Source organism: Nocardia sp. Marseille-Q1738, assembly GCF_965283145.1.
Genome location: NZ_CBDIMS010000001.1, coordinates 1566936 through 1585406, shown reverse-complemented (window position 1 = coordinate 1585406; position 18471 = coordinate 1566936). Strand labels below are relative to the sequence as shown.

15 protein-coding genes are annotated in these 18471 nt (G+C 68.4%); 4 read left to right on the top strand and 11 right to left on the bottom strand.

Going from position 1 to position 18471, the window contains the following annotated elements:
* Position 1 precedes the first annotated feature (1 nt).
* The 3 genes from rsmA to ACWPXK_RS07075 all read right to left on the bottom strand — a co-directional run bounded on the left by rsmA (position 2) and on the right by ACWPXK_RS07075 (position 3028).
* A complete protein-coding gene (rsmA, locus tag ACWPXK_RS07085; RefSeq protein ID WP_454195160.1) occupies positions 2 to 883 on the bottom strand; it encodes a 16S rRNA (adenine(1518)-N(6)/adenine(1519)-N(6))-dimethyltransferase RsmA in 882 nt (293 codons plus the stop codon).
* Between the two features lie 12 nt (positions 884 to 895).
* Positions 896 to 2023 (bottom strand): transglycosylase family protein, encoded by a 1128-nt coding sequence (locus tag ACWPXK_RS07080; RefSeq protein ID WP_454195159.1) that lies wholly within the window; start codon positions 2021 to 2023, stop codon positions 896 to 898.
* Positions 2024 to 2200: 177 nt separating this feature from the next.
* Entirely contained in the window at positions 2201 to 3028 is an 828-nt protein-coding gene (locus ACWPXK_RS07075; RefSeq protein ID WP_454195158.1) for a TatD family hydrolase, read from the bottom strand.
* Between the two features lie 138 nt (positions 3029 to 3166).
* Between ACWPXK_RS07075 and metG the strand changes: the two genes are divergently transcribed.
* Together metG and ACWPXK_RS07065 are read left to right on the top strand one after the other, a co-directional pair.
* Positions 3167 to 4726 (top strand): methionine--tRNA ligase, encoded by a 1560-nt coding sequence (gene metG / locus ACWPXK_RS07070; RefSeq protein WP_454195157.1) that lies wholly within the window; start codon positions 3167 to 3169, stop codon positions 4724 to 4726.
* A 215-nt stretch (positions 4727 to 4941) separates the two neighbouring features.
* Positions 4942 to 5622, top strand: a complete 681-nt coding sequence (locus ACWPXK_RS07065; protein ID WP_454195156.1) for a TetR/AcrR family transcriptional regulator — start codon at positions 4942 to 4944, stop codon at positions 5620 to 5622.
* Between the two features lie 186 nt (positions 5623 to 5808).
* On the opposite strand, the gene ACWPXK_RS07060 is transcribed toward ACWPXK_RS07065, so the two are convergent.
* Both ACWPXK_RS07060 and rsmI read right to left on the bottom strand, forming a co-directional pair.
* Complete coding sequence (locus tag ACWPXK_RS07060) at positions 5809 to 6561, bottom strand: isocitrate lyase/PEP mutase family protein (RefSeq protein ID WP_454195155.1); 753 nt, start codon at positions 6559 to 6561, stop codon at positions 5809 to 5811.
* Positions 6562 to 6620: 59 nt separating this feature from the next.
* Positions 6621 to 7466 (bottom strand): 16S rRNA (cytidine(1402)-2'-O)-methyltransferase, encoded by an 846-nt coding sequence (rsmI, locus tag ACWPXK_RS07055; RefSeq protein WP_454195154.1) that lies wholly within the window; start codon positions 7464 to 7466, stop codon positions 6621 to 6623.
* A 503-nt stretch (positions 7467 to 7969) separates the two neighbouring features.
* Here rsmI and ACWPXK_RS07050 point away from each other — a divergent pair.
* A complete protein-coding gene (locus ACWPXK_RS07050) occupies positions 7970 to 9595 on the top strand; it encodes a dolichyl-phosphate-mannose--protein mannosyltransferase (RefSeq protein WP_454195153.1) in 1626 nt (541 codons plus the stop codon).
* A 479-nt stretch (positions 9596 to 10074) separates the two neighbouring features.
* Here the strand turns inward: ACWPXK_RS07050 and ACWPXK_RS07045 are convergent, their stop codons facing one another.
* On the bottom strand, positions 10075 to 10434 hold the full coding sequence (locus tag ACWPXK_RS07045) for a GntR family transcriptional regulator (protein ID WP_454195152.1): 360 nt from the start codon (positions 10432 to 10434) through the stop codon (positions 10075 to 10077).
* Between the two features lie 7 nt (positions 10435 to 10441).
* Complete coding sequence (gene arcA, locus ACWPXK_RS07040) at positions 10442 to 11731, bottom strand: arginine deiminase (RefSeq protein ID WP_454195151.1); 1290 nt, start codon at positions 11729 to 11731, stop codon at positions 10442 to 10444.
* 121 nt (positions 11732 to 11852) lie between these two features.
* Between arcA and soxR the strand changes: the two genes are divergently transcribed.
* Positions 11853 to 12338, top strand: coding sequence for a redox-sensitive transcriptional activator SoxR (gene soxR / locus ACWPXK_RS07035; RefSeq protein ID WP_454195150.1), 486 nt, complete (start codon positions 11853 to 11855; stop codon positions 12336 to 12338).
* Between the two features lie 29 nt (positions 12339 to 12367).
* Here soxR and ACWPXK_RS07030 read toward each other — a convergent pair whose 3' ends face one another.
* From ACWPXK_RS07030 to ACWPXK_RS07015, 4 genes are all read right to left on the bottom strand, one after another.
* Complete coding sequence (locus ACWPXK_RS07030; protein ID WP_454195149.1) at positions 12368 to 13495, bottom strand: glycosyltransferase; 1128 nt, start codon at positions 13493 to 13495, stop codon at positions 12368 to 12370.
* A gap of 116 nt (positions 13496 to 13611) precedes the next feature.
* The gene (locus ACWPXK_RS07025) at positions 13612 to 15453 is read right to left on the bottom strand and encodes a putative bifunctional diguanylate cyclase/phosphodiesterase (protein WP_454195473.1); all 1842 of its coding nucleotides are present in this window, start codon (positions 15451 to 15453) and stop codon (positions 13612 to 13614) included.
* A gap of 43 nt (positions 15454 to 15496) precedes the next feature.
* Positions 15497 to 17632: an Rv1355c family protein gene (locus tag ACWPXK_RS07020; protein WP_454195148.1), complete on the bottom strand. Its 2136-nt coding sequence runs from the start codon at positions 17630 to 17632 to the stop codon at positions 15497 to 15499.
* Positions 17622 to 18395 (bottom strand): hypothetical protein, encoded by a 774-nt coding sequence (locus ACWPXK_RS07015; RefSeq protein ID WP_454195147.1) that lies wholly within the window; start codon positions 18393 to 18395, stop codon positions 17622 to 17624. Before ACWPXK_RS07015 ends, ACWPXK_RS07020 begins: the two co-directional genes overlap by 11 nt.
* Positions 18396 to 18471 lie beyond the last annotated feature (76 nt).

The window sequence follows — 18471 nt, the reverse complement described above, 5'->3', positions numbered from 1 at the left end:
GCTACGCCTGGGCCGCCAGACGAACAAAAGCCGCGGTGTCGAGGGTCTCCCCGCGGGCGGTAGGCGAAATGCCGGCGGCGAGCAGGCGGCGTTCGGCTTCGGCGGGCGAGCCCGCCCAACCGGCGAGTGCGGCGCGGAGGGTCTTGCGGCGCTGCGCGAAGGCGGCGTCGATGACTTCGAAGACCCTGCGGCGATGCCCGTCATCCATCGGCCACGGTGGCTCGGCGAAGCGTTCGATCCGGACCAGGCCCGACTCGACCCGCGGCACCGGCCAGAACACCTGGGTGCCGACCGCGCCCGCGCGCCGGACCGTGCCGAAGAAGCCCGCTTTCACACTCGGCACGCCATAGATGCGGCCACCGGGCTCGGCGGCGAGCCGATCGGCCACCTCGGCCTGCACCATCACCAAAGCCACCGCGATGCTCGGTAATTCGGCCAGCAGATGCAGCAGCACGGGCACCGCGACGTTGTACGGCAGGTTGGCCACCAGAGCGGTCGGCACGGCGGGGAGATCCGCGGCGGTGACGCGCAGCGCGTCCGCCTCGACCACCGACAACCGTGCCGCCAGTTCCGGCGCCCGATCCGCGACAGTCACCGGAAGATGCCGCGCGAGCACGGGATCGATCTCGACGGCGACCACCGAATCCACCACATCCAGCAGCGCGAGGGTCAGCGAACCCAGACCCGGCCCGACTTCCAGCACCACGTCGGCGCGCCCCACTCCCGCGGCGGCGACGATTCGCCGCACCGTGTTCGCGTCGTGCACGAAGTTCTGCCCGAGTTGCTTGGTCGGCCGGATCCCGAACCGTTCGGCCAGCACGCGCACCTCGGCGGGACCGAGCAGCGCGGCACTTCCGCGAGCGGCAATCTCAGGTTCGGACACCTCGAGAATCTATCAACCGAGCCCCAGCCTGCTGGTGCAGGCGGGCCATGCCCCCCAGCCCTGACGTTGCCGGGTGATCTCGGCGATGGCGATCTGCTCTTCCCTGGTCGCCAGGTCGGCGCGCGGCGCGTACCGCAGACCGCCCTGCCGCTCCCAGGTGCCCTGGTCGAACTGCACGCCGCCGTAGTAGCCGTTGCCGGTGTTGATCGACCAGTTGCCGGTCGACTCGCAGCGGGCCAGCGCGTCCCAGATCGCGCCGTCGCGCACCGGCGGCACCTCGGTGCCCGGCTTGGCGCCCTTGCGGACGGTCTTCGGCTGTGCGGCGACGGTCACCGTCGAGCCGATCGGCGTGCGGTCGACTTCCTGGCCGTTGACCATGGTGACCGCGAACGTGACGTCCTGGATACCGGGCTTGCCGGGTGATTCCACGACGGTGCGGCTCATGTTCAAGGTCGGGTCTTCGATGACGTTCTCCGGCGGATCCAGCGGCACCGTCTCGGTGTGCCGCTCGACCCGCTTGCGCGTCACCGTGATTCGCAGGCCGTTCGTCAGCGGGGTGGACGCGGCGGGTTCGACGGAGTCCTGCTCGATCAGCGGGATGCCCGCGACCTTCAGGAACTCACCGACCGTGGGGGCGGCCAGGCGAACGTCCACCGGGTTGCCGATGCCGTCGAGCAGCGAGACCGTGCGCGGGGTCGCGATGAGCAGTGACCCGCCCTGCAACGGCAGCTTCTCCTCGCGCGCGGGCGAGACGTACACCTCTTTCGGGATCTTCAGCTGCTCGAGCGCCTCCCCGGCGGTCACACCGGTGGTCCACACCTTCTGCGTCAAGCCGTCGACCGAGAGGTCGACCTCACGAGCCCGATTGAGCGTGATCGTCGCGCCGTTGCCGATGTGCGCGGCCAACGCGGGAGCGACCTTGTCCCGGTCGGTCACGGCGAAGCCAGCGGCCTTCAAGACGCCGCGCACGTCGGGCGACATGGTGGTCTGCAACAGCTTCTCGCCGTCCACGACGACGGTCACCGTCTTGCGGTTCACGATCGCCAGGCCCGCGCCGACGATCAGCGTCAGCAGCAGCGCCCCGACCGCGAGGTACAGCAGCGGGGACCGCGACTGGTTGATCCGCGTAAAGGGTGACATGGTCACAGCACGATAACGAGGGCACCGAGACCCGACAACCGCAAGCTCAGGAACAGGGCCTTTTCAATATCACGATCAGATATCGACTGCGCAGGTAAATCACGAAACGAGATACCAAACGTGACATAGAACACATTTGGTATGGGCGGCTCTGGTCAGTGCCCAGCCGCCGGGTACTCAGATGCGGTAGAGGCGACGCGCGTTGGCGGTGGTGATCTTCGCCAATTCCGCGGGATCCTGGTCGCGCAACGCGGCCAGCGCTCGCACCGTGTAGGGCAGGCAGTACGGCTCGTTGGGCGCGCCACGGAACGGATGCGGGGTCAGATACGGCGCGTCCGTCTCGACCAGGATCTGATCGTCGGGCACGACTCGAGCCGCCTCGCGCAGTTCGTGCGCGTTCTTGAAACTCACCGACCCGGAGAAACTCAGGATGTAGCCCTCGGCCACGCAGGACAGCGCCATGTTCGGGTCCGAGGAGAAGCAGTGGAAGATCACGGTGTCCGGCGCGCCCTCGTCCAGCAGCACCGTCAGCAGGTCGTGGTCGGCCTCGCGGTTGTGGATCATCAGCGGCTTGCGGACCCGTTTGGCCAGGTCGATATGCCAGCGGAAACCCTCGATCTGCGTCTCGATATCGGCGCAGCCGTCCAGCTTGCCCGGCCAGTAGTAATCGAGGCCGGTCTCGCCGACGGCGACCACGCGCGGGTCGGCGGCAAGGCGCTCCAGCTCGCCCTTCGCCTCGTCGTCGAGCGCGTTCGCCCTGGTCGGATGCAGCGCGACGGCCGCGAACACGCGATCGTCCCAGTGCGCGGCCCGCACCGCCCACCGCGCCGCGGCCAGGTCGTCGGCCACGGTCACCACCTGACCGACGCCGACCGAAGCGGCCCGGTCCACGATCGCCGCGGTGGAGGCCGCGTCGGTCGCGCCGCAGGCGTCCAGATGGGTGTGCGCGTCCACGATCGGCGCGAGCGGCTCCGGCAGCTCCGGCGCGGGACGTGCGGCGCTCATCGGCGGCCACCCCCGGTGGGTGCGCGGTGGTCGGTGAGTGCGCGGTGGTCGCGCAGCGCGGGCGCGTCGACCCGCGGATCGACGCCGGGGATATTCACGCGAGCGAAGGAATGCACGAGCATTACAGTAGACAGCACCATGAGCGAAGCTGACCGCCCCGCCTTCTACATCACCACGGCCATCGCCTATCCGAACGGTGCGCCGCACATCGGGCATGCGTACGAGTACATCTCGGCGGACGCCATCGCCCGCTTCAAGCGGCTCGACGGGTACGACGTGTTCTTCATGACCGGCACCGACGAGCACGGCCAGAAGATGCAGCAGGCCGCGACCGCCGAGGGCATCCCGGTGCAGGAGCTGGCCGCGCGCAACTCCGATGTGTTCGAGGCGCTGGACAAGACGCTCGAGATCTCCTTCGACCGGTTCATCCGCACCACCGACGCGGACCACCAGGTGGCCAGCGCGGCGATCTGGGAGCGGATGCTCGCCAACGGGGACATCTACCTGGGCAACTACTCGGGCTGGTACTCGGTGCGCGACGAGGCCTTCTACACCGACGAGGAGACCACGGTGCTGGAGGACGGCACCCGCGTCTCCACCGAGTCCAAGACGCCGGTGACCTGGACCGAGGAGTCGAACTACTTCTTCCGGCTGTCGGCCTACCAGGACAAGCTGCTCGCGCTCTACGACGAGCATCCCGAATTCATCGCGCCGGCAACGCGACGCAACGAGATCGTCAGCTACGTCAAGGCGGGGCTGAAGGATCTGTCCATCTCGCGCACCACCTTCGACTGGGGTGTGCCGGTGCCCGGCCACCCGGACCACGTCATGTACGTGTGGGTGGACGCGCTGACCAACTACATCACCGGCGTCGGCTTCCCGGACACCGAATCCGCCGCGTTCCGGAAGTTCTGGCCCGCCGACGTGCACATCATCGGCAAGGACATCACCCGGTTCCACACCGTGTACTGGCCCGCGTTCCTGATGTCGGCCGGTGTGGAGCTGCCCGAACGCGTGTTCGTGCACGGGTTCCTGTACAACAAGGGCGAGAAGATGTCCAAGTCGGTCGGCAATGTGGTCGACCCGCTGGAGTTGGTCGAGAACTACGGCGTGGACGCGGTGCGTTTCTTCCTGCTGCGCGAGATCTCCTACGGTCAGGACGGCAGCTACAGCCACGAGGCGATCGTCGGCCGGATCAACAGCGACCTGGCCAACGAGTTCGGCAACCTGGTGCAGCGCAGCACCAAGCTGGTCGCGCGCGACTGCGGCGGCGTGGTGCCGACGCCCGGCGAGTTCACCGCCGACGATCGCGCCCTGCTCGACCTCGCGGGCGGCCTGCTGGAGCGCTGCCGCACCGAATTCGACGCGCAGCAGATGCATCTCGCGCTGGAGGCGATCTGGCTGACGCTCGGCGAGACCAACAAGTACTTCTCCGCCCAGGCGCCGTGGGCGCTGGCGAAATCCGGGACTCCGGAGGACCTCGCGCGTGAGGCCACCGTGCTGTACGTGACGCTGGAGGTACTGCGGATCGTCGCGATCCTGGTGCAGCCGGTGATGCCGGGTTCGGCGGGGCGCATCCTCGATCAATTGGGTCAGCGCGACCGCGCCTTCGCCGACATCACTACCCCGATCGAGCCGGGTGTGACACTGCCCGCGCCGGAAGCTGTTTTCCCCAAGTACGTCGAACCGAAGGATTGACGCGGACGTATTGCGTGCCGGAACATCAAGGCGCGCAATAATTTTCGCACTGATCCCCCGGGGCTGAGCCGGGCACCGAACCACCTGCCTTCCCGCAGTGGAATGCGTTGTCGGATAATGAAACACCGGTTCGCGGCCGCGCAGCGCCCCCGGGCCGTGCGCGATCGGTACGTCGACGTTCCGTTCGGATCGGTTCCGGCACAGAGAGGGCACCCATGCGCCAGCAGCAGGCGACGACATCCGTTCAGCGGTCCGGTTTCGCCGAGCGCCATCGCGCCGCGCGCGAAGCCGTGCTCACGTCGCAGCGCGGCAGGCTGGTCGAAGCCATGGTGGAGTGCGTGGACAGCAAGGGCTACCCCGCCACCACACTCACCGATCTCGTTGCCCGAGCCCGGGTTTCGCGCACCACCTTCTACGAGCACTTCACCAACAAAGAGGAGTGCTTCGTCGAGGCCGTGCACACGGGGGTCGACATCGTGGCGACCCGGATCGCCGAAGAACTCGCGCAACTGCCGCCGGACGCCGACGCGTACGCGAAGATCGAGTCGATCGTCGTCACGTTCTGCCAGACCGTAGCCACCGAGCCGGATTTCGCGCGACTGGTGCTGGTGGAGTCCTTCAAAGTGAACCAGGCCGCCGTCGGCTACCGTGACCTGGCCGTCGACCGGTTCGCCCAGCTGTATCGGCTGTTCTACGACGAGGCGCGCGCGGCGGATCCGACGCTGCCGGAGGTCTCGGACGAGTTGATCGCCCTGATCCCGGATGCGATCGGCGAGCGCACGCGCCGCGTCATCATCGCGGACGGACCCGCGCGCGTACCGGAACTGGCGCCGCTGTTCGTCCAGTTCGTCATGACCACACTGGGCTTGCGCTACCCCGCCTCTCCGGGTATTTAGGCTCCCCCGCCTCTCCGGGCCTTAGGCCGTACTGGTTGGGTTGCTCGAGATTTGCGTTCAGGTCCTACTTTGGGTGTCGCTCGGGTTTTGGGCGTACCCGGTGAGTTACCCATGTGCTCTCGAAATCAGTCGTTGCGTGGTGAGACGAAATCAGTTGGTTGCGTATTCCGTATCGGCCTGACGCGCTCACTTCCAGCGATCGAGTAGGCGGTTGGTCTCCGTGGTCAAAGCGGCCTGGAGGAACGGGCCGAAGGTGATGCGGGCGACGCCCTGATCGGCGAGGGCCGCCTTGTCGGCCTGATCCGGGAGCACGGTGGCGCTGATCGGCAGCGGCAGTTCGCCGGTCAGGCGGCGCATGTCGGCCTCGGCGTGGCGGCCCACCGGGAACAGCACGTCGGCGCCGGCCTCGGCGGACAGCTTCATGCGTTCGATGGCACGGTCGACGCGGTCGGCGTCGTCGCCGTCTTTGCGCAGGAACAGGTCGGTGCGCGCGTTGATCACCACGGGCACGCCCGCTGCGTCGGCGGACTCGCGCAGCCGGTGGACCAGGTCGGCATGCTCCTGCGCGGTGCGCAGCCGCTTGCCCTCGCTGTGCACGGTGTCCTCGATATTGAGTCCGATCGCGCCCACCTCGAGCAGCCCCTCGATCAGCCGCGCCGGCTCCAGCCCGTACCCGGATTCGATGTCGACCGACACCGGCACATCCACCGCCGCCGTGATCTGCCGTACCCGGGTCATCGACTCGTCGAAGGTCATCCCTTCCCCGTCGCCCCGCCCGATCGAATCGGCCAGCGGATGACTGCCGACCGTCAATGCCGAAAAACCAGCTTCTACAGCGACTTTCGCGGACCAGGCATCCCATACCGTCGGGAACACTCCTGGATCCCCCGGCACATGCAATCCGAGAAACGTCGTGGCCTTTTTCTCCAGAGAAGTCATACCGATGATCTTGCCCGCCGCATGCCCTCGAGCACACATGAGACGCGCCACGCCATTGTTTACCCGCGGCGGGCGGTGAGGACCGCGTCGTAGAGCTCGCGACGGGAGACGGCGTGCACGGCGGCGACTTCGGCGCAGGCGTCCTTGAGGCGGATGCCGGTGGCGGTGAGGGATTCGACCGCGTCGACCAGGTCGGTGGGATCGGCGGAAGCCGGCGCAGCACCCGCCAGGACCACGGTGATCTCCCCGCGCACTCCCTCGACCGCCCAGGCCGCGAGTTCGGCGAGGGTGCCGCGGACCACTTCCTCGTAGGTCTTGGTCAGCTCCCGGCAGACGGCAACACGACGATCCGGTCCGAGGATCTCGACCGCGTCGGCCAGGCAGTCGGCGAGGCGGTGCGGAGCCTCGAAGAAGACACAGGCGCGTGGCTCGGCACCCAAAGTGCGCAACCATTCCCGGCGCTGGCCGGATTTGCGTGGCGCGAATCCGTCGAAGCAGAACCGTTCCACCGGCAGGGCCGACAAGGCCAGCGCCGTGGTCACCGCCGAGGGGCCGGGCAGACACGTCACCGGAAGGTCGCGCTCGACGCAGGCCGCGACCATCCGATAGCCGGGGTCACTGACCGACGGCATGCCGGCGTCGGTCACCAGCAGCACCGTGCGACCCGCGGCGATCTCGTCGAGCAGCATCGGGATCCGCGCCGTCTCCACGTGGTCGTAGAAGCTGACCACCCGGCCGGTGATCTCCACGCCGAGCGCCTTGGCCAGCGACCTGGTGCGGCGGGTGTCTTCGGCGGCGACGACATCGGCCGTGGCCAGCGCCTCGCGCAGGCGCTGCGAGGCATCCCCGACATCACCCATCGGTGTCGCCGCGAGCACCAGCCCGCCGGTCTTCACCACTCCCACTCCCCCGCCTCTCCGGGTATTCAGGCCGTACCAGTTGGGTGGCTCGACAGTTGCGTTCAGGTCCTACCTTGAGTGCCGCTCGAGTTCTGGGCGTCCCCGGTGAGTTACCCATGTTCTCACGAGATCAGTTGGTTGCGTATTTCGGTGTCGGCGAGGATTCCGGGCACGCCTCATGGTCTGCTGCGGGGCCCGTTGGGTAGGTAGATGCGATCGGGTGTGACCCGAGTGGCAGACCAGCGTGCGACCGCGACGCAGTTCCACGCGCCGCGTCCGAGACGAATCTCACTCACCCCACCCGACGAACCCAAGTTCTGCCTCATCGAACCCGGAACACGCAACCGTGACCTCGCCCCGCAACACCTGATCTCGCAAGTACATGGGTAACTCACCGGGTACGCCCAAAACCCGAGCGATCCCGAACGCAGGACCTGAACGCAAATCCCGAGCCACCCAACTAGTACGGCCTAAAGACCCGGAGAGGCGGCACAGCATACGATCGGGGCGTGACTCAGGTGACCGACCAGCGTGCGACGGCACGGTTCGGGACCGTGCCCTCCTGGTCGAGTCCGGCGCCGCTGCGGCCCATGCCCGACTTCGGGCCGACCGACCGGTTGCGGGGGTGGCTGGTGACGGCGTTCCTCACCGCGATCGCGGCGGTGACGCGGTTCACGATGCTCAACTATCCGACCGACGCGGGCACCCCTGTGTTCGACGAGAAGCACTACGCCCCGCAGGCCTGGCAGATGCTCACCGGCGGCTGGGTGGAGGACAATCCCGGCTACGGGCTGGTTGTGCACCCGCCGGTCGGCAAGCAGCTCATCGCGATCGGCGAGGCGATGTTCGGCTACAACGGCTGGGGCTGGCGCTTCACCGCCGCGGTCGCCGGAACAGTGCTGGTGCTGCTGGTGATCCGGATCGTGCGCCGGATGGCGCGCTCCACCCTGATCGGCGCGATCGCGGGCATTCTGCTGATCGCCGACGGGGTCACCTTCGTCTCGTCGCGCATCGGCATGCTGGACATCTTCATGGCGCTGTTCGTGACCGCCGCATTCGGCTGTCTCATCGTCGACCGCGACGAGGTCCGCACCCGGATCGCCAGGGCGGACGCCGAGGGCCGGATCGGCCTGACGGACTGGGGACCGCGCCTCGGCGTGCGCTGGTGGCGCTTCGGTGCGGGCGTGCTGCTCGGGCTGGCCTGCGGAACCAAGTGGTCCGGCATCTATTTCATCGCCGCCTTCGGGCTGATGAGCGTCTACTTCGATCTCTCGGCGCGGCGGGCCTACCGGGTCCGCCGCCCCTGGCTCGGTGTCGCGGTGCGCGATATCGGCCCAGCGCTGTACGCGCTGGTGCTCGTGCCGCTCGGGGTCTATCTGGCCGGCTACTGGGCCTGGTTCGCCAGCGAGACCGGGGTGTATCGGTATATGCCGGGCAATCCATCGGCACCGACGGACTCGATCGGCACCGGCGGATTCTGGTCGCATGTGGTGCCGGGCGCCCTGCGTTCGCTGTGGTATTTCAACGCCAGATCGCTGGAATTCCACACCGAGCTGACCAACTCGGCGGGCAACCATCACCCCTGGGAGTCCAAGCCCTGGACCTGGCCGATGGGCCTGCGCCCGATGCTGTACTACTACGCCGACAGCGGCGTCACCGGCTGTGGCCAGACCCAGTGCGTGAAGGCCGTGATGCTGATCGGGACGCCCGCCCTCTGGTGGATCGCGGTTCCGGTGCTGGTGTGGATGCTGTGGCGCGCCGTGGTCCGCCGCGACTGGCGCTACGGCGCGGTGCTGGTCGCCTACGGCGCCGCGCTGCTGCCCTGGTTCGCGACGCTCGACCGGCAGATGTACTACTTCTACGCCGTCCCGATGGCTCCGTTCCTGGTGATGGGCGTGGCGCTGGTGCTCGGCGACATCCTGGGCCCGGCGCGCCCGAGCCCGATACCGCGCAGCCCCGCCGGAACCTACCTGTCCGCGCCGCCCAGCGAACGGCGCAGCCTCGGCCTGCTCATGGTGTGCCTGTATCTCGGGCTGGTGATCGCCAACTTCATCTGGCTCTGGCCCATTCTCACCGCCCTGCCGATCACACCGAGCAACTGGCACGACCACCTCTGGCTGCCCAGCTGGCGCTAGCTCTGTCTGATTTGCAGCGCCTGCGGCGCTGCGTGTTCGCGGCCCCTTTGTGGCTCGCGTCCGAGCGACCGCACCGCCGCTGGCGACTTCGTCGCGGACGCGGCGGCCGCTCGGACGCGAGCCGGGCCGCGAACGGGCAATGCTCGGTCTCGCTTCGCTCGAAAACCGGAGTTGGGCCACGTGGTCACGCAGCGCGAAAACCGCAGCACTTTGATGGTCGCTCCCGCCCGGTAGCTGTGGGTAGGCGACCGCCGCTGGCGACTGCGTCGCGGACGCGGCGGCCGCTCGGACGCGAGCCGGGCCGCGAACGGGCAATGCTCGGTCTCGCTTCGCTCGAAAACGGGGGTCGGCCCATGTGGTTGCGTGCGGCAGCAGCTGCGGCCCAGGTCGGTGCCGGTCCCTCGAGCAAGCCGCTGGGGAGCCGCGTCGATGTCCAGCAAGATCCGGATCGCGCGGCCACGGAACGCTGCCGCCGCTCGTCAGGCTTCCAATGCAGCCCGCACGTAGCGCAGAGCGGCGGCGTCGTCCAACCCCAATCTGCGCACCGTCGCGACGTATGCGGTGGCGGCCCGCCCCGCCACGTCCCGCGTCGGGTCTCCCGACGACGCGATGAACGACCCCTGTCTGCCCCGGGTCTCGACCACTCCGTCGGCCTCCAGCTCGCGGTAGGCGCGAGCCACCGTGTTCGGGGCGAGACCGAGCTGGGCGGCCAGCGCGCGGACGGTCGGGATCTTGGTTCCGGCGGTCAGCTCGCCGGACCGCACCTGGGCGATGATGCCGAGGCGCAGCTGCTCGTAGGGCGGCACGGCCGACTCGTGTGACACCGTGATGGTGAACATGGCGTGCTCACACGTCGTCTCGGGACAGCGGACAGGACAGGCAGCGGGGGCCACCGCGGCCGGAACCCAATTCCGAACCGGGGATGCGCAGCACCTCGATGCCCGCGTCCTCCAGTCTGGCGTTCGTCATCTCGTTGCGCTCGTAGGCCACCACCACGCCGGGGGCGAGGGCGAGGGTGTTGTTGCCGTCGTCCCATTGCTCGCGTTCGGCGGTGACGCCGTCCAGCCCGGTGTCGATCACCCGCAGCTTGCCGATGCCCATCGCGTCGGCGGCCGCGGGCAGGAACGGTTCGGGACCGCGCATGGCGACCCGGCCGCTCCCCTGCCGTCCGCCGTAGTCGTCCTCCTTGTGAATCGTGAACGCGCACAGCGAGTCCCGCACCGCCGGGTACATCACGACGGCGTCGGCATCGACCATGGTGCACACCGTGTCCAGGTGCATGGTCGCGCGGGTCTGCGCGATCGGCACCACCAGCACGGTGTGCGCGAGGTCGTCGTCGAACAGGCTGCGGGCCAACGCTTCCGCCCCCGCGGGCGAGGTGCGCTCCCCGACGCCCACCGCGACGACTCCGTCGGACAGCAACAACACGTCACCGCCCTCGATCGGAGCGGTGTGCGATTCGTAGGCACGCCGGACCCCGAGGAAGCGGGGGTGGAAGGCGTAGATGAGATCGGTCAGCGAGGTCTCGCGATGCCGGGCCGGCAGTGCGAGCGAGGTGATCGCGACGCGCGGACCGACCCAGAACGAGGAATCCCTGGTGAACAGCAGATTGGGCAGCGGATCGATGACGAAGTCCGCGCCGTGGTGCATGCGGCGGACCAGGGAGGTGGCGTCCGGTCCGAACGGCAATTCGTCGAACGTCATGCCCGCCATCAGGATCTCGGCCAAGTCCCTGGCCGGGACTCCGCGCAGGAAGGCGGCCAGCTCGTCGGCCAGCGTGTGCCCGAGCCTGCGGGCATCGACCGCGGCCGAGATGCCCTGGATGCGGGCGGCGCCGCTGACCGCGAGCGTCTCGGCGAGCAGGTCCGACAGCAAGACCACCTCGGTGCCGCGTTCGCGCAGGACGTCGGCGAAGATGTCGTGCTCCTGCTGCGCGCGCTCCACCCAGGGAATGCCGTCGAACAGCAGTTGATCGTTGTTGCGCGGCGTCAGCCTGCGCAGCTCGTTGCCGGGCCGGTGCAGGAGCACCGTACGCAACGAACCGACTTCGGAGGTCACCGCGAGGCGCGCATCGTCCTGCGCGGGTCCCTGCGGGTCCGGACCCTCGCGCCGCGCGGACACAGCATCTGCTCCCATGATCAGACCGTAGTTCGCCACCGCCCGGAGAGCACGCAATTGTGCCGATCGCCCATGCTGCTGAATCCGCCTCCGCTCACCCTAACCTGAAGTATTGTTGAGGGTGATTGGAGGAGTGTGCATGTCGACAGCCGATTGGCGAGCGAAAGAGCTGACCCCCGGCCAGCTCTCCGAGCGTAGTGGAGTCGCGGTCTCCGCGTTGCACTTCTACGAACGCGAAGGTCTCATCACCAGCAGACGCACCAGCGGGAACCAACGGAGATACGCTCGCGAGACGCTGCGCCGGGTTGCCTTCATTCGCATATCGCAGCGCGTCGGCATACCGCTGAGCGAGATCCGGGCCGCCCTCGATCAGCTGCCCGAAGGCCGCACCCCCACCCGGCGCGACTGGGAGACCCTGTCGACCGCCTGGCGTGCCGATCTCGACGACCGGATCACCCAACTGGTTCGCCTACGCGACAACCTCACCGGCTGCATCGGCTGCGGCTGCCTGTCGCTGGGCAGCTGCCGTCTGGTCAACGAGCACGACCGGCTCGGCACCGAAGGGCCGGGCGCGCGCGTCCTCGACGTGCACCTCAACTGCCCGTCGAAACCGGCGGCCTGCTGAACCGCGCGCGGCCGTGCACACCGTGACGGCTAGCGGCCGAGCACCGCGAGCATGCCCGCGACCGCCCGCGGCCAGGTGAACTGCTCGGCGCGGCTGCGCGCGGCCCTGCGCCGCCCGGCCTGCGGCATCGCCAGCACGTCGGTGACCGCCTGCGCGAACGCGGACGGATGGTCGGCGGCGACCGCGCCACAGTCGGCGGTCACGATGTCGGCCAGCGCCGAGGACCGGCTCGCCACCACCGGCGTGCCCGCCGCGAGCGCCTCCAGCGCGGCCAGCCCGAACGTCTCGTGCGGACCGGGCGCCAGCGAGACATCCGCGGTGGCAAGCAGTTTCGCGACCATCGCGCGGTCGGAGATGAACCCGGTGAAATGCACGGCGGGCACCCCACCCGGCAGCGCGGGCAGCGCCCGTGCCCGCCGCTGCAAGGCATCTCGCCGCGGACCGTCTCCCGCAACCACCAACCGGGCCTCGATGCCCGCTTCGCGCAGCGCGCCGACCGCCTCGATGCTGCGATCCACCCGCTTCTCCACCGACAACCGGCCGCAGTGCACCAGCAGCGGATGTCCCGGCACCCCGAGATCGGCACGCAGCCTGCGGTCGCGCCGCCGCGGGCTGAACAACTCCAGATCCACTCCCAGCGGGACCAACTCCACGTTGGAAGCGCCGATCCGCAGGAATTCCTCGCGGGCGAATCGCGTCGTGCACACGACGATGTCGTACTCGCTGGCGGTATGCCGGTTGGCCACGTCGGCGCAGCGCCGCGCGACCGGACCGGGCAGCACTTGGCCGAGCAGCCGGTCGAGGCGCTCGTGCGAGATCATCACGCCGGTCACGTCGCGCCGCCGCGCCCAGCGACCGAATCCGCGCAACGTCAGCCGATCGGACACCTCCAGCACGTCGGGCCGCAACCCGGCCAGCACGTCGGCCACCCGGCGTGGGTCCGCCGCCCGGTAGCCGCCGGTCCACGGAATGGCCAAGGCGGGCAGCGTGATCCGCACGACCCCGGTGGGCAGGATCTCTTCCGACCGCCGCGGACCTGGCACGATCAGGACCACCTCATGCCCGGCGGCGGCATACCCCTCGCCCAAGTGGTGCAGCGCGGTGCGCAGCCCACCCGAACGCGGGCCGTAGAAGTTCGCCAGCTGAACTATGCGCACGTCGCCGATCGTGCAGCGGATCGCGTTACCTGCGCCGAACGACACGTGAACAGCTGTGAAAGAACAGGGAAACCAGCCGATTCGACCCGGGAATACGACCACGGCGTGCGGTCGGATCAGTGCGCGGGCAGCCCCCGACCGGCTCGCGGCAGATCGAGGTCGAGCGGAATCCGACCGGCCTCGAGATGGGATTCGACCTGTTCGGCCGGCATGGGCCGCGCGATCAGAAACCCCTGGGCGCGATAGCACCCGAGGCCGACGAGGGTGCGCGCGGCCACCGCCGTCTCGACGCCCTCGCCGACGACACCCAACCCGAAGGAACCGGCCAGGCCGATGATGGATTTCACGATGGCCAGGTCGTCGGTGCTGGCACCGAGGCGCTGGACGAAGCCGCGGTCGATCTTCACCGCGTCCACCGGCAGCGCCTTGAGATGCGACAGCGAGCTGTACCCGGTGCCGAAGTCGTCGATGGCGATCTGCACGCCCATCCGCTTCAGTCCACGCAAGGTGACCTGGGTCCTGGCCAGATCTTGGACCACGACGTGCTCGGTGATCTCCAGACACACCGAGCTTCCGTCGATGCCGAAAAGGCGCAGGATGTCTTCGATGCGCTCGACGAAATCGAGGCTGACCAATTGCACCGGCGACACGTTGATCCGCATCACGACATTTCCCGCCATGCCACGGCGGCGCCACTCCGCGAATTGCGCACAGGCCGACCGGATCACCCAGCGCCCGAGCTCACCCGCCAGATTGGTGGCCTCGGCAACGGTGACGAACGCGGCGGGCGGCAATAACCCCCTGGTCGGATGCAACCAGCGCACCAGCGCCTCCAGCGCGACGATGCGGCCGGTGCGCAGATCGACTTCGGGCTGATAATGCAGCAGCAGCGAACCGTCCGACACCGCGCCGCGCAAATTGAGCTCCACATCGTCCTGGAGCTCGAATTGGGCGCGCATGGCGTCGGTGAACACCGCGACACCGTTGCCACCGCCCGACTTCGCCGACAGCAGCGCGTGATCGGCGCGGCGCAGCACGTCCGCGACGGTGGTTTCCCCGGGAATGCCGAGCGCGACTCCGACGCTGGCGCCCCGGCTGACGGACTCGCCGCCGACGGTGACGCGCCGGGCGATCAACTGCTGGATGCGGTTGGCCTCGTACTCCGCGGCCACCGCGTCCATGGGTTTGGCGGGAACGATGACGAATTCGTCGCCGCCGAGCCGGGCGATCATGTCGTTCGGGTCCAGGTTCTCCCGCAACCGCGTCGACAGCGTGCGAATGAAGTTGTCCCCGGCGGTGTGACCGAGGAAATCGTTGAGTGCCTTCAAGCGATCCAGGTCGAGGAAAAACGCGGCCACCGGACCGGGACTGCCCACGCGTAGTCGCTCTTCCATGTGCTCGAGCAGCGCGCGTCGATTCGCCAGGCCGGTCAAATCGTCGTGCAGCGCGATATATCGGAGTCGTTCCTCCGCGACGACCCGCGCCTGCAATTGCGCGAAGAGCGCCGCGATGGCCTTCAGCACGTTGAGCTCGCGATTGCTCCATTCTCGATCACCCGCTTTGACGAACCCGAGCGCGCCGGTCGGCTCGCCCCTGGACACCAGCGGCACGGCGGCCGAGGTGACGCCCGCGATGCCGGAGGCCCGGCGGACGGTCTCCTGGTAATCGGCGAACTGCGGGGTCGGACGCGCGACCAAGGGCTCGGTCGCGTTTTCCAGCGCACGGAATACGGGGTCGGCGCTCTCGAAATAGATCACGCCGAGCGGGTCGGGGTCCGGTACGTTCTGCCGGTGCGGCCACTCCGCGATGAGCACGGTTGCTCGACGTTCGCGGTCGGTGTGTCGCACATAGCTGAAGTCCACGTCGAAGTACTCGACCAATTGAGCGAGCACACGCTCGGTGGCGGCGACCATGGTCGTGGCGTCCACACCCATGAGCTCGGAGGCGACCTGAGTCACCAATGAGTCGAGTGTCCGCCGTGGCACATTGTCTCCGATCGCGCTAACTACTGGCGTCCACGCCGAGCACCGGACGCCGCCGGCTGCGTACGGTGGCGGCGGAGGCGTAGCTCAGGCGAAGCACCAACGCCATGGTCTCATGCTCGGGCACTTCCAGCAGGTTCAGGAAACGACCTTGAAGTGACGCTAGTGTATCCGCGAAGTCGGGGGAAATCGCGGTAAGTTCGCCCGGGCGTCGGGCGTACAGGTATACCGGCGAAATCGGTTGCACACACAATCCGAGGCGCTCGGCCTGCACCCAAACCTGTGCGACCGCCGCCCCCGCCTCGGCGTAGTCGCTCAAACCGGGGTCGGCGCCGTCGAATGTCACGGCCACAATGGCGGAGCTGGATCGCACGCGGTCGGCGGTGTATTTCCCCAGAGCCGCACCTCCGGACCAGGATCGCAACTGTGCCATGACATCGGCGCGCGTGACGATCTCGAACGCCGCCCACTCGTCATCGGTGAGTTCGAGGCTGCGCGCATCGATCCCGGTGTCCGGATCGTCGTCCGGCCACCGAACTTCGGCGAGCATTTCCTCGTATAACCGGGGCGTGAGATAGCGGATTCGATCGGAATCGCCCAGCAAACGGGCAGCTTCTTCGATTCCCAGCCGGTCCACCACCGCGCGCAGATGCGCACCGGCCGATTCGGCGACCGCCGCAAGGGAACTCAGCACCCCGTCGGCCAGCGGGGCGCCGGTACCGACCCGGCGATTGGTCGCGCGGCCCAGCACGGCCGGATAGTCGGCGGCGAGCGCCGGATTCCGTTCACCGCCCAGCCGCAGCCGCGCGACGAGCTCGCCGGACCCCGCGGCGCCCTCGCTGAACTCGTATGGGCCGAGGATGCCGTGCGCGGCCGCGGCCACCCGCGCGTTGTACAAGGCGGCGCCGAGCGCGACGGCGCTGCCGCGATAGCCGACATCCATCGCCGAGCTGTACTCCGGAGCCAGCTCGATGTGGATGTCGCCGGGCCCGGCGCGCAGCGTCCACGGCTGCATGTTTCCCCCCGACGGCGCCCGCTGCGCGCAGGCCAGCACGCTGTCGACAGGTCCGGTGACAGATTCCGGCGCGACCTCGGCCCAGCTCGGTTCGTCGGCCGGCGGCGGGTCGGCCAGCTCGTCGAGATGCCGTTCCACGTCCACCCGGACGCGGCCGGAATCCAGCTTCATGCCCAGGCCGATGCGCCGCACGGCGGCCACCACACTCGCGGCCCCGAGGGTGACGTCGCCGCCCAGCTGTGGCCAGCTGGTCACCGTCTCCCCGACTTCGACCATGCTCGCGCCCAGCCGCGGCGACAGCCCGGCGGCGCCGAGCAGCTTCACCACGAACGGCGCCTTCTCCCTCGGCGTCAACCCGCGCAGATCCGCGGCGCGAATGTCGCCGAGCAGCCCGTGGAATGCCGGACGCTGGGGTTCGAGATCGAAACGCTCGACATCCAGCAAACCACGGTCGCTGGTCTCCATCAGCAATGGAATGCCGTGCCTGGCCGCCGCCTCCCGGACCACGAGCTTCATATCGAGCGAATCACATTCCTCGACGACGACGGACAGGCCGTCCAGGAAAGCGTCCACCGAATTCTCGTCGACTCCGGCGGCGAAGATATCCACCGGCAGATAGGGATCCAGTTCGGCAATACGCCGCGCCGTCACAACCGCTTTGTTGACGCCGATATCGAACAGCGTTCCTGGAACGCGGTTGAGATTGGACAACTCGATTTCGTCCAGATCGGCCAAACGCAGCCCGCCACAAATGCCTTCGAGTGCGAGCAGATGCGCGATCGCGTGTCCGGCGCTTTGCCCGATGATCCCGATCGTGCTTTCGGCCAGACGATCCTGTTCGGCTCTGGTGAGTTTGTTTCGATTGCGATCCAGCCGGATCATTCGTAATGTCCGCGGGCCCGGCAATCCGATCACGGCGGCGCGCCACGGATAGTAGATCCACCGATCCGCCTCGGGGCCCTCCGAGATATCCGGGGCGGCAACCATTGTGCCGACCTCGGCGCGTAGCGACCCGCGCAGGTCGGTGAATTCGATGCGCGGATCGTCGCGCAGCGTGGCGAGCGTTCGAGCGTCGCCCGGGTCGGCACCGTCCAGGATCAGTGGCCGGTGCGACGCCACTCGGCTCGGGTCACCACCCATGTCGGCGCCGATCCCCCGTTCCCCGGACGCGCCCACACAGGCCATCGGGTGGTCGGGCAGCCGGTATGCCGAGCGCCTTCTGCTCGACCCGGACCAGGGACCGCTGCAATTCCTCGGCAAATGCCGAGTAGGACCGGGTATCCCACCACAGCGGCACGGTCCGGTAGCGCTCGTCGGGATACGGAACCGCCGGGATCCCCTCGGCGGGCACCGCGCCGCACGACCGATGTCGGCCCACGGTGAACGACGCCACCGTGGCGAAACCGTAACGCGCGCCGAGCAGGCGGGCCGCGTGCAGCACCGTGCGCGAGATGGCCGCGCTCAACTCGGCGCGGTGGGGCGCGGCACGGGAGACCCACGCACCCTTGGCTTCGATCACACCCTCCGGTATCCGATCGGCAATCATCCCGCGCAGCTCGTCCGCTCCGGGATGACCCGCCCATTCGACCAGCGCGTGCGCCTGCCGCGCCGCGGTGTACGGGCCTTGCATCCGCACGCCTGCGACCATCTCGCCACCCGCGTCGAGCGCCGCGAAGAACAGCGACGTCGATCGACCATCGGCGACCGACTCGTATTCGAGCGCCGGCTCGACTCCGAAGCGCTGGTAGACCTCCAGCGCACCGTCCAGGTACCGGTGCCAGAGCTCCGGCTGAACGCTCGGTTCGGCGACAAAGAACGCACACTCGGATTGCGCGTCGTAATACCGAAACCCTCCCCGCCCAAGGGAGTTCGTCGGCACGACTGCAATCAGATCCACAGTCATGTTGTTCCTACTCCATCGCCGCGCTGTTATGCGCGATAGCCCAGCCTCGTGCAGCACCCCCACGGCCCATGAGCCG